Genomic DNA, 14,121 nt, shown 5'->3' with positions numbered 1-14,121 from the left:
GTTTACCTCGCCATATCCATCAACGACTGAAGCATCTCGTCGATGGTGCTCACCAGTTTCGTCGCGGCTTTGTAGGATTGCTCGATATCCAGCAGCAGCGAGAGTTCTTCATCCAGGCTGACTGCGGTGTTGTTCGAGTAGGACGTGGAAGAACGCTCATAAAGCGCACTCTTTGCTTCGTATGCCGAAGTCGCCCCAGACCGCTCCTGTTCCAGCCAACCCATTGAATTGGTGCCGTATTTCAGAATGCTGGTATTGGTATCGATACGCGTCGACGCGTCAAAGTTCATCGGTGCATCGAAGGCCGTCACATAGCTGTCGATCAGCTTGGAAAACCCGGTTCCACCCGTGCCCGAAGTATTGATGACATAATCGGTACCGTTAATACCGCCATCACGCAACAATTCCGGGTTGCCACCTTGCGAAATAATTAACGCGGGGTTGACGGTAATGCTGGCTGCGAGGCCAGGCGATACAGTTCCATCAGCCGGAATGGTCGTTGCCAGCGGAGAACCGTAGGTGAAGAGGCCCGGCATATCGGGAAGACCGCTCGTGGAGTCGGCGGGCTTCTCAGCGAACATGGTGATAAGACCGCGCGCCGTTTCATCAAGCTGGCTCTGCATGGTCGGCGCGTAATCGTCGCGGATCTGCAAAAGCCCGGCCAGCGAACCCGCCGCCGTGGTGTTGCTGCCATCACCGGCCTTGACCGCAACGCCATCGATGAAGATCGAGTTGCCTGTCGTGTTCGCGTCGTACGCCGTCTGCGGCGTAAACGTGACCTTGCGCGGGATCGTCTCGAACAGAGTGGTACCCTGCGAGGTGTAAAGAGCAATGTCGTTGTTGTCGCGCGTCACGACGGAAACACCCACGATCGTGGAGATTTCCTTCAGAAGCGCATCACGCTGATCTAGCGCATCGCTCGGATCACGGCCAGACGCCGTTGCACCCTTGACCGCATTGTTGGCAGTCTCGAAGTCGGAGAGAAGGCTGTTGAGCTTGTCGACCTGAAGGACGATTTCCTTGTCGGCGCGCAGGCGAATTGACTGCAGCTCCTGGGAAGCCTTGTTCAGGGAGTTGGCAACATCAATGGCCGACGTTACCGCCGTCGCGGCCAGCGCGGAGTCGCTTGGCTTGGCGGCGTATCCTTCGAGGCTTTCCAGCAACGCACTCATGTAGGTTGCTGGCGAGCTTTCGTAGTCGTTGCCACCGAAAATGCTCTTCATCTCCTCGAGCCCACCGAGAACGGTCGACTGCCCCGAAGCGAGCGATGAGCTGGCGATTGTCTGCCTAAGAAGGCTCTCATTCTGGGCACGGCCATTGGTGACAATATTCGCACCATACATAGTCGTGCCAAGAATGGCGGTTCGCTTGACGTAGTTCGCATTGCCGACATTGGCAATGTTTTTCGAAGTTACTTCCGTCTGCTTACCCGTATTATTGAAAATCGACTGCGCAGTATTCATTGCTGACATGAGCGACATTCATCTGTCCTCTTGGGAATTACTATCTCTTCAGATTGACCAGCACGTCCAGCAACTCGGAACCGGTCTGGAAAACCTTGGAGTTGGCGGAGTAGATTCGCTGCGCCTCAATCATTTCAGTGAGTTCATTCGCGATGTCGACGTTGGAGGTCTCGAGCGTGCTGATCAGCAGGTTGCCGGTGCCCTTGGAGCCCGGATCATTGGCAATCAGAACACCCGACGTGTTGCTTGCGCTATAGGCGTTACCGTTGATCGGCACGAGGTTGTCAGGGCTCGTAACCGTGGCGAGCATGATTCTGCTGCCTGTCGAAACGATGGCGTCGTTGTCATACTTCAGGTCGATGCTGCCATCTTCATTGAAGACGACTTCCGTGACCGAGGCAGCGCCGCTACCGTTCAAGCCGCCGGAGATGATGTCGCTTTTGGAAGCGAGCTGCTTGGCACCGCTGATATCGAGCGAGATCGCAGCGTTACGGCCAGCAACCGCAGGAATGGTCAGGATGTCGTTCGTTCCGGTTACCTTTGCACCCGTCGAAGGATCAAAGGTGATTGGCGTCGCAGGAATCACCTCAGTCCCGGTGCCCGTGTCCGTAACGGATACGGTCCAGGCATTGTCACCGGTTTTCGTGTAGGTAACGTCGTAGACAATTTCCTTGCCCTGATAACCGTAGCCGGTGAGCGAGGTCTTGAAGGTGCCGCCAACGGCCGTCTCGTTGTTCAGGTTGAGCGACAGTGCACCCGATGTCGACGGCGTTGCCTGGATGTCGTCTCCGGGAATTTCGACCACGCTGCCCGGGAAACGGTTGTTCGAAGCTGTCGCCTGCGATGGCGTGAACAGGTAATAACCAGCAGAGTTCTTGAGGAAGGTCTTGTAGATACCCGAGCCTGCAGGCTCTTCCACAGTCTCTCTCGTAAAGGAACCAGCACGCGTCAGGTACTGCGGCGCGTCAGGGTCTCTCGACGCAGTGACGATGAAGAAGCCATCACCATCGATCGCTAGGTCAGTCGGGGAGGACGTGTAGGAGAAACCGCCCTGTTCCGAAATGCTGTAGCGAACGTTGGAGCTAACACCGCCGGAGTTGTAGTTCCCTGCCGAGGATGGGAGTACCATCGACGAGAACGCCGTAGAAGCGCGTTTGTAGCCAACCGTGCTGGAGTTGGCGATGTTGTCACCAACCGTCCCCAAACGGTTTGCCTGCGCATTCATACCGGACACGCCAGTCCGCATAGTGCCGAAAATACTCATTCAAAAACCCTCGTGGTCATCTTTCAGGGAGAAGGTATAGCTTGGGGCTTGCGTGAAGCTGTCTGAAACGCCGCGTTTCAGGAAGACCACGGCGATTAGTGAAAATTATTGCCAATCAATGCTGTAGCCAAGGAACCGCTTGGAATCGACCGGATCGTAGCCGAGCTTCTTGCGCAGCTTCTTGCGAAGCTTGCTGATGTGGCTTTCTACGACGTTCTCTTCGACGTCATCATCAAAGATGCCGTAGATCGCATTGAAGATCTGCGCCTTGGAAACGCGACGACCGCGATTGGCAATCAAATATTCCAGAATGCGACGCTCGCGGCGCGGCAACGGGAAGACCTCGCCGCCCACCTCCGGATCGCGACCGTCCGAGAATACCCGGATCGGACCTGCATCCGTGAAGTTCGAAATAACCTGAAGCCGCCGACGGATCGCCGCCGCACGGGCAAGGATTTCACGTGGGTGCACAGGCTTGCGAACTACATCGTCAACGCCGCTGTCAAAAAGTGCCAGCGTTGCCTCGAGCGACGGTTGATCGCTGACTGCAATCACCGGCGCCGTCGAGCGATCTCTGATCGCCTTAGGCAAACAAAAGTCCCTGTCGCCCTGACCAATGAGAAACGCCTCCACTGCTGCGAGGTCGCTTTCTGCCGCTGTCGAGACCCATTCCCCGAATTCGACAGGGTCAAACCCCGTCGAGGGAATGCCCTCGCGCCCAAATAGAGAAGTATAGCCGTCCTTAACGAGCTCGCGCTCATCAACCACTACGATCATTCGTCCGCCTCCGAATCAGTGTGGTGTTTTCCGATGCGGCATTCGTACGAATCGAGGGATTCAGCGACAACTGTAGGAAATCATCTGCAGAAATTAATAATTGATTAACCATTTCGTCCCGATTTGATCTACATATAGTAGCCATTAACCAATATTGGTACAAAATTTTTGTGTAAAAAATTCAAAATTCATTAAAATGCGACTTGCATCGCCATTTTTTTGTCTTTCTGTCGCCACATTGAGGGTTACCGGACCAGGACCCCAAAAAGACAATCAATGGTTGTTATCCGTCGCAGAAATCTTTCGCATTGCGAGTCCATTTTCCGTAACCCGTCGCCACGAGATTGGCGATCACCCGGCAGACATATTTCTTCTGAGCAGGGTCGTTGTTCGGCCCGGCGTGATAACGGGCCACTGCCATGGTCCAGGTTTCATGCCTGTTGTGGAGATTGCGCAGGAACATCGCCGCGTATTCCACATTACGTTTCGGATCGAACATGTCGCGCGGCGAGGTGAAATTTTCGCCGTGGAAATAGTGATTGATCTGCATGCAGCCAAGATCAATCAGCTTCGCGCCGGACCGTTTTGCCGCCTCGAACGTTGTCAGAGCCTCTTCCGTTGAGCCGGCGAAGACCGTTTTCCCCTCTATATTCATAGCGTTAGGGTCGAGTCGGCCCTTTCGACCCGTTTCTGTCAAGCCAACGGAATAGAGAATACCTTCCGGCACCCCGTACTTGTGGGCAGCGGATTGAATTTCTCTTTCGCATACACCCGATGTCGCCGAAGCGTGGGCGTCGTCAGAGATAAACGCCAGTGTCGCCAGCAGCACGGGCAGAACCCGCAGAGCCATCCATACCTTCATTGCGCACCCCCGAAAAATCTCTGTCGCCCTGCTGTCCGCCGCGGGCGCCAGACTCGCCACGGTTGCGACCGTCTGCGGCCTGCTGGCCCTGATGCTGCGTCTGCTGATTTTGCTGATTGTTGGATTGTGTGCCAGTTTGGTCACTCTTGTCGGAAGAAGCGATGCTGATCGAGATGCTATCGACCGTCAGTCCCTGTGCTTTCAGACCATCCAGAATGCTTTTGCTGTCGTCCTGAAGCTTTTTATAGGCCGCCATGCTGTCGACGGTCATGTGAACAGCGAGCTCATCGCCGGACAGACGCAGCGACATCGTGACAGAACCGAGGTCAATCGGCGTCATATGAAGCTTCAACGTATGCACGACCTGACCGGTGCTGGACTGTGCCGCCGCGTTGGAAAGCGACGATCCAGGCTGCATCGCGCTGACCCATTCCGGATCATTGGCGATAAGACCTGTCAAAGCCGACGCGTTGGTAGAGGGTGCGAGGCCAATGAAACGCCGTGAATCAAGCACGGTCACCGTCTCCGCTGACTTGCCGCTGCTTTCCTTGACGTCGAAATCAACCCGCGCATCACGCTGAACCGTGCTCATGTCCAGAGATCGCGCCGCCCCAGACTTGGAGGAGGCAAAGCGGAAGTCGCCAGTCTCACCACTGTTATCTGTATCGGCCTGCTCATCATTGCCGGCAACCTTGAGCGCAGCCGAAAGATCCTTCAGGGAAGGATCGGCCTTTTCCCTGGCGTCGTCACCTTTGCCCGTCTTCTGGGACCTGGCAGTATCCACCTTGCCAGTCAGCGCCTGGGCAATATCGTCGAGAGGGCTTCTTGTTGCGGCTGTATTGGCGTTCGGTATGACGAGGATCTCGGGGACAGCGACATCCGCGTGGGCGCTCTTCGCCTCTGCTTTGGTTGTTTCGTTCTCGGACTTTTCCTTGTCCCTCTTGCCCGTCTTGCCGTTTTCCTGCGACGCGCGGTCAGGCTTCGCCGCTTTCTGCAGCTCAACGGCCAGGCGCGTATCCTTGCCCTCGGTTGCCTGCTCGTTTGCAATCACGTCCAGAAAGCTGGCGGGGCGTCGGCTTGAAGCATTCGGCTTTTCCGCAGCATCATCCGTCTCGCCTTGCGGGCGCTCCGACGCCTTGGCATCCGTCTCGGGCTTCGCGTGTGAGCTATGCGTGGGGCGGTCATCCTTGACCGTCGACAGGGCGTCACCGAAGCTACCGCCTTTTCCGTCCTCTTTCGCCGATGAATTGGCGGCCCGCGGATCGGAATACGGTGCGTTCATTATCGCGTTGATATTTGCCTCGATCATGGGGCCCCCTCGCCTTTTTTCAACAGGCTATCGATTTCATCGAGCTTGCTTCGGCCACTCGTCACGAGTTGCCGGACGCCTTCGCTCTGATCATCCGCCTTGTGTTCTCCACTGCGCCATATACCTTTGGCTGCAGCGTCCGCCGAACCGGCTTCCGGAGCGCCCTGCTCGCCCGCCTGTTTGGCAACCACCTCTTCGTCCGCCGCTTTTGCCTGCGGCCGCCCATCGTTTATCGATGGTGGGCGCACCACCTGCTCGGCAATCGCCTTCGCGGCGTCTCGCAACGCCCTGTCACGCTCGGAAAGCTGCGCTTCGGGGATCTGCCCGATTGTCTCAATCGCACTCACCACGTCGGGTGTGCCGATATTCGACAGGCTTTCGTAAAGATTGGCCTGCGCTTCCGGTGAATCAGGCATGACCGGAGACAAGGACTTCGCTGCCAGCGCGCCCATACGCGCGAGCGAATCCTTACCGCTGATGGCCGCAAGCCGCGAAAGACGCAGATACGCTTCCTTCTGCCGCTCGGCATCCATCAGCGCGAAGGTTTCCTTTATTTCCGTCTCCGTAATCGAATCCGATCGCTTTACCACCAACGAGACCAACAGGTCCGCAAACTGGCTCGCATAGGGCGAATGAAGGAACCGACGCGCGTAACGCTGGGCATAGAGAAAACCTCTCCTCGCATCACCATCTTCGACGGCAATGGCGAGCGAACGGCGCAACGCCGCCTCCTCGACAATCGTCCCAGGCGCTTCCAGCCGGGCGATATCGTAGAAGCCGAGAGCGGCAACAGGATCTCTCGGGATCGTGACGTTACCGCCGATCAGAGCGAGATAGGCACCCAGAGACGTACCACGATATTCGGGTATCATCGCCGCAATGCTATGCGCCACGAGCGTGCCCTTGCCGGACAGGTATTTGCGCAGCACATCGGCAACGCGGCTGTCAAAATTGCCATCCACGTCGCGAGCGACAAGCAATTCCAGTGTCGCGGGGTTGCCACCGCTCATGGCGTAGACAAGAGCTGCGTCAACGTTGCGCGGATCTTTGAATATGGCCGCAGGCGCGCTTTTCAGACGCTCATCGATTGTCTGGAGCAGAAAACGCTGCATTTCGGTAGCAGAATGGTCGCCCATTGCGACCGAATCCTGCACGAATTGCAGGGATCGCATCATCGAATATGGCGCGAGATTGTCCTGCGACGGTGCCTGCGCCCTTGCAGGCGCAGTACCAAGACCGCAGAGCACGGTCGCCAGAAGAAGCCAGTGTTTCGAGGATCTGGTCACACTCACCCCCGGTCAGCCTCAAGCAGAATCTCGATGCGCCGGTTGGCATCCGCCAAAGGATCGGCCGGCACCTGCAGGCGACGATCCGCAAAGCCGGAGACCTGCTTCACGCGCTCTTCCGTCAAGCCACCGCGAACCAGCATGAAATAGGCGCTGTGGGCACGGTCCATCGAAAGTCGCCAGTTGTCATTGGCTTCGGTCTTGAACTGACGCCCGTCGGTATGACCACGAATGACCACGCTGCCACCACGTTCCTGAAGGAGCTTGCCAATCTTTTCCATGGCAAGCACCATTTCGCGCTTCGGCACAGCAGATCCGACATTGAACATCGGCGTTTCCGCCTGATCGGAGATTGTCAGCAACAAACCACCTTCGGCAGGAGTGACCACCAGTCCTTCAGCAAGCCTACCGGTGACACCGGAGATCTGCTTCTCGATTTCTTCGCGCAGATCATCCGCCTTCTCCTGCTGTTCGGCTGTTGCCGGAGGCTGAGCGGCCGCGTCTTCCTTGGCAAGTTCAGCCTGCTCGGCCGTGTCAGGCCTTTGCTGGGGCACGGCGACCGCCATTTCGACAGGTTTTTCACCCTCTACCTTCTGTTGCTGCTCGTCATGCGCCGCGGCCACATCCGTGCTCGTCGCAACATTCTCTGCAGGCTTCTCGGCAACAGACACTTCGGCCTGCTCAGTTTGCTGCTCAGACTGCTGTTGCTGCTGAGGCGGCTGCTGCTCGGCCCGGGTGATCTTGACCTGCTGCGTCCAGAAGTCCGGATCGAAAGGATCGCGATAAGCCTCGCCGCCACTGGCGCCGGTCGCAGGGCCGGAATCGGCAGCGCCGCCCTCGCCCTTGGCGCTGACATTTGCCTGCTGGCCAACTTCCTGAGCGATTTCAGCAAGAACCGAATATGGATTTTCGAAGAAGTCCGCTTCCGAGTAGTTGGCCTGCTCGCCGGTTTGCGAGGTCAAATCCTCACCGGTCGCTGCAGACGATCCATTCGTGACTTTCTCGGCCTTGGTGTCGGAGCGTTCGTTTTTCTCAACGCCTTCCGCCTTGTCCACCGGCTTTTCCAGCCCCTTCGAGGTTGGTTTTTCATCCGAAAGCTTGATCGGGTTGAAATAGCTCGCAACAGAAGCCTTGGTTTCCTCGTTTGCGGCATTGACCAGCCACATAACAAGGAAGAAGGCCATCATCGCCGTCATGAAGTCGGCATAAGCGATCTTCCAGGCGCCGCCATGCGCGCCGTCATGGTCACCCTTGTGACGCTTGACGATGATGATCTCGTTCTTGCCGTGGTGGTGATTTTCGCCTTCACTCATTTCATCACCTTGCGAAGGCTGGAGGCCCAGGCGGACATGCGCGTCACGAAGACGCTTTCATCCACCTCGACAGAAAGATCGACATCTGTGGTTTCGGTAAACTTCATCCCGACTTCTTCAAAACCCGGTTGCGCTTTCAGCGTCTCGAACAGAACCTTCGGTCCCTTGACGACAAGCGTGACGGCCTCACCATCCGGCATCGAGGTCCGAACGACGTCCGCCAATGCCGAAACTGCCTTCGAAGACAGCTTGTCGGAAAGAACCGGTGCCAGAATACCGGCTGTCTGCTCGCTCAGATTTGCAGCAATGGCATTGATGCCTTCACGCAGTCGCGAATCGATACGGGCGGCCAATTCCTCGAGATAGGCTGAACGAAGCGTCTCAAGCTCGGCTGCGTGAGCAGCGACAAGTTCATCGCGCTCAGCCTGCATCTTCTCTGTCAGTTCACGGGTCGCGTCCTCGTGACCCTTGGCGTAGGCGTCACGCTTTTCACTTTCGGGATCAACCGTTTCAGAGCTTCCGAAATCCGACGAGATTTCCGGAAAATCCGGGAAACCGTCCGTATCTGCGGCGTGATCGGCAAAAGGCAGACTGCTTGGCTGGGTATCGCCAAAGTCCTTCAGATATCGCGAAATCGAAGCACTCATGCCCGACCTCCGGATATCAGGCCGGCGGACGGGCATTCATCTTGTTGTTTGCGATCAAAGCCGTTCAGCGGCATCACCGTCATTCTTGCTACCTTGCCCGTCTCTTCAACGACACTTCCCGCCAGTTCGCACATAGCGGCCTATTCGACATTGCAATGACGTTAGGTGTCCAAACTTGTGCGAGGATGAAGATGAGGCCGTTTCCTTCCTCTGGCTCTCAGTTCAGCCACGCGCTGGCGCCTTTGCCCGCGCGCGAGCCGCTTATTTGAAGAGCTGAAGAATGTTTTCGGCGTTCGCGTTTGCGATCGACAGAGCCTGGATACCGAGCTGCTGCTGCGTCTGAAGCGCCTTCAAACGGGTCGATTCTTCGTTCATGTCAGCATCAACGAGACGACCGATACCCTTGTCGATAACGTCCATCAGGCTCGAAACGAAGTTCTCCTGCATGTCGATACGGCTCTGCAGAGAACCAAGGCTGGAGGCCGTGCTGGTCATCGCCTCAAGCTGCTTGTCAACGAAGGACATCATCACATCGATCGCGTCTGCGTCGGTATAGGTGACAGTGCCGCCGGTAAATGCGCTCATGGCTGCGGCAACGACATCGAGCTTGTCGAGAGACATCGTCGAGACGGAGAAGCTCAGCGTCCGATCGGACGAAAGCGAGGCCGCAGACGTATCGTAAAACCACGCGGTGTTACCCGTATCCGTGTAGGCCGGCGACACGGTTGCCGTGCCGCTTGAAGGATCGGTGGTGGTCACCGGAACCCAGACATTTTCAGCCAGACGCAGATAATTGTTCGTGCCATCGCTATAAACCGATGGATCGGTATTGGTGTCCGTCGTGCCCAAAGCGCCGATTTGCGCATCCGTCAGCTTCGGAACGACGTATCCGGTGGAGGACGTGACACCGGTATCGGTGGACGTCTGGTGAACCTGATATTCGTCGTTGGCGACAAAAACCGCGTCCTTGTCCAGAATGCCGAACTTTCCACCGCTGAGGTCGAACAGGACGGCGCTGCTATCAAGCACATAGTTGACGGTCGTGACGCCAACGCTGCCAGAACCGGTCCGCGTGAAGGACGCGACAACCTTCTTGGTGATCGGCGTTTCGGAAGGCGGCGTACCGCCATCGCTGATGCTTGCCTGCAGCCAGTTCTCGCCGGAGAACGATGCCGATTCGGAAATGCTTTTCAGCTGTTCCTGGAGCTGCTCGATTTCGTCCTGAATCTTGCCGCGATCAGCGCCGACGCCGTAGGCGGCAACCAGCTTTGCCTTGATCTCCTTGACGACTTCGATGGTGCTTTCAAGCGCGTCGTAGGCGGTATCGACCTTCGCCGCGCCGAGACCGAGCGCGTCCTGCACTGCGGAAAGCGCTGTGTTGTCGGACCGCATCGTCGTGGAAATCGACCAGTAGGCTGCATTGTCGGCCGCCGTTTCGACGCGATAGCCCGAGGAAACGCGCGCCTGCGTCGTTTCAAGGCTCTTGTCGATCATGCGAAGGGTCTGCAGCGCAGCCATAGCTGCCGCATTGGTCAAAATGCTGGTCATGAGTTCCGCTCAGTTCGTACTGTCAGGGAAAATCCGGCGCCTTGCCGGAAACGACCAGAAGCATCATGCGCATCAGCGATGGCTTGAAACCGCCATCGCGACCTGTCGTTCGTTAACAAATCGTTAATTCGATACGTAACAAACAACTCAGCCGATTTGCAAGCCATTCCTTAATTTTCGTTAGTAGATTCAATCAATGCCGAAGGTTTCAGGCAAGCTAGAGCCTGTGGTGAGGCAGAAATCGCTCCACAAACGAAGACTGCGCCTGACACACGCGGCAGGCGCAGCATTTTTTCACCATACAACCTGAAGAGAATCAGGCCGCCTCGCCCTGACGACTGGAGACAAAACGTGCCTCGCGGAAGCTGCGACGCAGAAACTCCGTATTCTCGTCCGGATTATCCGATGGGTTCTGGAAGGAAATATGATTGATTTCAATTGCCGCATGTTCTGCGGCGAGCGTCAATTGCGCATAGACAGTGGCGCCACGTGGTTTCAATTCCAGATCGATAACAACTTCGGGAACGCCTTCCCATTCTAATTTATATTCCCCACCCGCACCGAAATTGATGGTGCCGGGATGGTAATAAAGCTCCGCAGCCGAAGACACGAGGTCGGCGATACTGCCGTAGCACTCGAAACGGAGCAATGAAATCAAATCAGCCGGATCGAGCAGGCGCAATTCCGTCGCTACAGGGTTGATAGCCTCTGCTACGATCATTTCTCGCTGTTCAGAATAAGGGCATTTTTTCATCTAATTATTGAACCCGTAATTTCGGTGATTTCCTGGCGTAAACCCGATGCACGAGTTCAGCCACAGCCTTGTAAAAGACTGGTGGAATCACATTATCGGTCGAGACTTGCGCAAACATGGAGCGCGCAAGCGGAGGATCGACAAAAACGGGGATATCGTTCTTCTCCGCAATCTCACGGATTTTCAATGCGATAAGGTCCTGCCCCTTGGCGACGACGATCGGCGCGTCGCTTTCTTCGCGGACATAACGGAGTGCCACCGCAAAGTGCGTCGGGTTGGCGATCACCAGCGTGGCGCGTGGGACATTGTTGATCATGCGGCGGCGAGCACGATCGCGGGCAATCGAGCGCTGGCGGGATTTGACGACCGGGTCGCCCTGCGACTGCTTGAATTCGTCCTTCACTTCCTGCTTGCTCATCTTCAACTGGCTGAACCAGTGATGGCGCGTCCACAACAGGTCAACCGCCGCCAGAAGTGCCGTCGACAGCAGAATGACGATCATCATTTTTTTGACGACCTCGATCAGCTTGACGAAAATGACCTGAGGGTCGGAAAACATCAGATCGATGATGTTGTAATATTCTCCGCGCAGCGCGAAGAACATGATGATCGAGACAATCAGGATCTTGAAAAGAGACTTCCCGAATTCGACAAAACCCTGGACACTGTAGATGCGTTTGAACCCTCCCGCCGGGGACACGCGAGACCATTGCGGTCGTACCCGTTCCAGCACCGGTGACGGCAGGTTCTGGAAAATGGATGAAGCCAGACCGAAAACCATGAACAGCAACATGGCCGGCAAGAGCAGATTGGCGATTGCCATGCCGAGAAAGAACAGCAGGGACGTTACATCCGGGCTGGCACTCAGGTTCCATTGCTCCGGCTGACCGAAAAGGTCTTTCAACGTTTCGCCGATGCGCCCGGCACCTTCAGGCAGGAAAAAGACGAGATAGCAGTAAAAGGCGAGCGAGGATGCAAAGATCGGCACTTCCCTGGAAAACGGAAGATTGCCTTTTTCGGCCGCATCACGGATTTTTTTCTCCGTGGGGGCTTCTGTTTTACTGTCCTTGTCCTCGTCCGACACGGCCCGTTCCCCGCGATAAAAAAGGGCCCACCGATACCGGCAGGCCCGTTGTCAGGAAACTAACGATCAGGGTTGCGGATCGCAACGCCCTTCCCGGTACACGGCCGGGTTATCAACCGGCTTCCGCTCAGGCGGCTGCCGATTGGGTGGCTTCGGCAACGTCCTTGAGCTGGATCTGTCCGGAATTCGCCAGACGGATGGCTTCCTGTGCGACGGCGCGGCGGGCGATGGCAACTTCGCGGGTGTTGATCGATGCCTGCGGAACGGAGAGGTCCGATTCGATCATGCGGCGCTGACGCGGGCTGATGCTGGACAGGACACATTCCTTGATCTCGGCCGTGGCGCCACGCAGCGCCATGGTGAGTACATCGCCGGAAACGTCGTTGAGAAGCATGACACGGCTGCGCTGCGGCATGAACATGAGGTCGTCGAAGAGGAAGATCTTCGGCTTGACCTTGTTGGCGGCTTCCTTGCTGAGCGTTTCGAGAGAGCTGAGCAGGGTATCGACCTGCGGCTTGTCGAGTTCGTTCATGAGGTCCGCGACCTTCGTGGAGCCACCCGCATTCCGCTCTGCCTCGATTTCGTTGATGAGGTTCACCACACGTTTTTCGATGATCTGAGCGGCCGTCGGGCTGACTTCCTTCATGTTGACCGTTCGGTTCATGATATCGGCACGCTGTTCTTCGGGAATTGTCAGAAGAACCTTCGCCGCGAAGGAAGATGGCAGCATGGAGAGGATATAAGCGATGGTCTGCGGATGTTCGCGCAGCAGGAACTTTCCGACAAAACCAGGCTCTGCATCCTGAAGCCGATCCCAGATCGACGCTTCGTAAGCCTGGAAGGCCGTGCGACGGCCGAGAAGGCTGTCCACCTCTTCCGGCGTAAGCCCTTCTTCGAGAATGCTTTCGATGGCTTTGGCGTTGTCCATGAGACCTGTTCCTTCCGTGAACAGGTCCTCGAACTCGGCAACGATCTGAGCCAGCTCGTCGGGAGGAATGACGCGCAGCGTCTGGGCCGAGGAAATGATCATCTGCAGTTCATGCTGCGTGAAAAATTTCAGCAGCTTGCCTGCGACGCCTTTTCCCATGGCCAGAAGCACAGCGGCCGCCTTGTCGGCCTGAGACAACGGCTTCCCCGCCACAGGGTTACCGAAATCCTCAAAGTCCATCATGGTCTTTCCTCTCCGTCCCCACAGGGATCAGGCTTTTCTCGTACTCAGTACTTCAATCAATTTTACGCCGAAGCGCGTATCGTCATCTTCAAGAACAGTAATCTCGCCGCGCGCAATGCGGCGACCATTGACCATGATCTCGACGGGTTCGCCGATCTTACGGTCGAGCGCGATGGTTGCGCCTTCCTCGAGGCTCATCAGACCCGACACCAGCATGCGGCTTGTGCCGAGAACAATCTGGACATCAATCGGAATGTCCATGATGAGATCGAGATTGTCCGACAGACCGCTGCCGAGTGGCGCCTTGACGCCAGCAACATCGGACGTTGCCGAAAAGTCGTCCATTGCGAAGCTGTCGCTTGCAAAGCTCCCGGCGCCACCGCCGAAAGCTGAAAGATCCGTATCCTGCGCTGCATCGCCTGCGTCTCCGAAATCACCGAAGTCGCCAAAACCGGAAAGAGAGCCTTCCGCGTCCGTTTTCAGAACGCCGCGCAGATCGCCGATAGCCTGATCGATATCGTTGCCGTCATCAAGTGACGGCAGCGTCGTATCGTCGGTCACAGGTGTTTTCTTCGTAGCCATGCGCTGATTATTCCCTTTGAAACTTGCGTCAGCCTGCCCAAAACCCGCGAAGGGTAGGCCA

At 56.6% G+C, this 14,121-nt stretch carries 13 protein-coding genes; all 13 read right to left on the bottom strand.

What is annotated here, in order from left to right; genetic code table 11:
- Window positions 1-2: 2 nt before the first annotated feature.
- The 13 genes from flgK to fliN all read right to left on the bottom strand — a co-directional run bounded on the left by flgK (window position 3) and on the right by fliN (window position 14,060).
- Window positions 3-1,481, bottom strand: a complete 1,479-nt coding sequence (gene flgK / locus FY156_01565) for a flagellar hook-associated protein FlgK (GenBank protein ID UXS00267.1) — start codon at window positions 1,479-1,481, stop codon at window positions 3-5.
- Window positions 1,482-1,503: 22 nt separating this feature from the next.
- Window positions 1,504-2,727, bottom strand: a complete 1,224-nt coding sequence (locus FY156_01560) for a flagellar hook protein FlgE (protein UXS00266.1) — start codon at window positions 2,725-2,727, stop codon at window positions 1,504-1,506.
- A 105-nt stretch (window positions 2,728-2,832) separates the two neighbouring features.
- Window positions 2,833-3,504 (bottom strand): response regulator transcription factor, encoded by a 672-nt coding sequence (locus tag FY156_01555; GenBank protein UXS00265.1) that lies wholly within the window; start codon window positions 3,502-3,504, stop codon window positions 2,833-2,835.
- A 283-nt stretch (window positions 3,505-3,787) separates the two neighbouring features.
- Window positions 3,788-4,354 carry a lytic transglycosylase domain-containing protein gene (locus FY156_01550; GenBank protein UXS00264.1) on the bottom strand — a complete coding sequence of 189 codons (567 nt, stop codon included), beginning with the start codon at window positions 4,352-4,354 and terminating at the stop codon, window positions 3,788-3,790.
- Window positions 4,302-5,675 (bottom strand): flagellar hook-length control protein FliK, encoded by a 1,374-nt coding sequence (locus FY156_01545; GenBank protein UXS00263.1) that lies wholly within the window; start codon window positions 5,673-5,675, stop codon window positions 4,302-4,304. Before FY156_01545 ends, FY156_01550 begins: the two co-directional genes overlap by 53 nt.
- Window positions 5,672-6,967 carry a chemotaxis protein gene (locus FY156_01540; protein ID UXS00262.1) on the bottom strand — a complete coding sequence of 432 codons (1,296 nt, stop codon included), beginning with the start codon at window positions 6,965-6,967 and terminating at the stop codon, window positions 5,672-5,674. Before FY156_01540 ends, FY156_01545 begins: the two co-directional genes overlap by 4 nt.
- A complete protein-coding gene (locus FY156_01535; GenBank protein ID UXS00261.1) occupies window positions 6,964-8,274 on the bottom strand; it encodes a MotB family protein in 1,311 nt (436 codons plus the stop codon). The genes FY156_01540 and FY156_01535 overlap by 4 nt, the downstream gene beginning before the upstream one ends.
- A complete protein-coding gene (locus FY156_01530) occupies window positions 8,271-8,921 on the bottom strand; it encodes a hypothetical protein (GenBank protein ID UXS00260.1) in 651 nt (216 codons plus the stop codon). The genes FY156_01535 and FY156_01530 overlap by 4 nt, the downstream gene beginning before the upstream one ends.
- A 261-nt stretch (window positions 8,922-9,182) precedes the next feature.
- Window positions 9,183-10,469 carry a flagellar protein FlaD gene (locus FY156_01525; protein ID UXS00259.1) on the bottom strand — a complete coding sequence of 429 codons (1,287 nt, stop codon included), beginning with the start codon at window positions 10,467-10,469 and terminating at the stop codon, window positions 9,183-9,185.
- A 316-nt stretch (window positions 10,470-10,785) separates the two neighbouring features.
- Complete coding sequence (locus FY156_01520; protein ID UXS00258.1) at window positions 10,786-11,223, bottom strand: hypothetical protein; 438 nt, start codon at window positions 11,221-11,223, stop codon at window positions 10,786-10,788.
- A gap of 4 nt (window positions 11,224-11,227) precedes the next feature.
- On the bottom strand, window positions 11,228-12,307 hold the full coding sequence (flhB, locus tag FY156_01515; GenBank protein UXS00257.1) for a flagellar biosynthesis protein FlhB: 1,080 nt from the start codon (window positions 12,305-12,307) through the stop codon (window positions 11,228-11,230).
- A 127-nt stretch (window positions 12,308-12,434) separates the two neighbouring features.
- Window positions 12,435-13,478 carry a flagellar motor switch protein FliG gene (gene fliG, locus FY156_01510; protein ID UXS00256.1) on the bottom strand — a complete coding sequence of 348 codons (1,044 nt, stop codon included), beginning with the start codon at window positions 13,476-13,478 and terminating at the stop codon, window positions 12,435-12,437.
- Window positions 13,479-13,505: 27 nt separating this feature from the next.
- Window positions 13,506-14,060: a flagellar motor switch protein FliN gene (fliN, locus tag FY156_01505; GenBank protein ID UXS00255.1), complete on the bottom strand. Its 555-nt coding sequence runs from the start codon at window positions 14,058-14,060 to the stop codon at window positions 13,506-13,508.
- Window positions 14,061-14,121 lie beyond the last annotated feature (61 nt).

Source organism: Agrobacterium tumefaciens, from assembly GCA_025559845.1.
Lineage (GTDB): Bacteria > Pseudomonadota > Alphaproteobacteria > Rhizobiales > Rhizobiaceae > Agrobacterium.
This window is presented reverse-complemented; position numbering and strand designations above follow the sequence as displayed.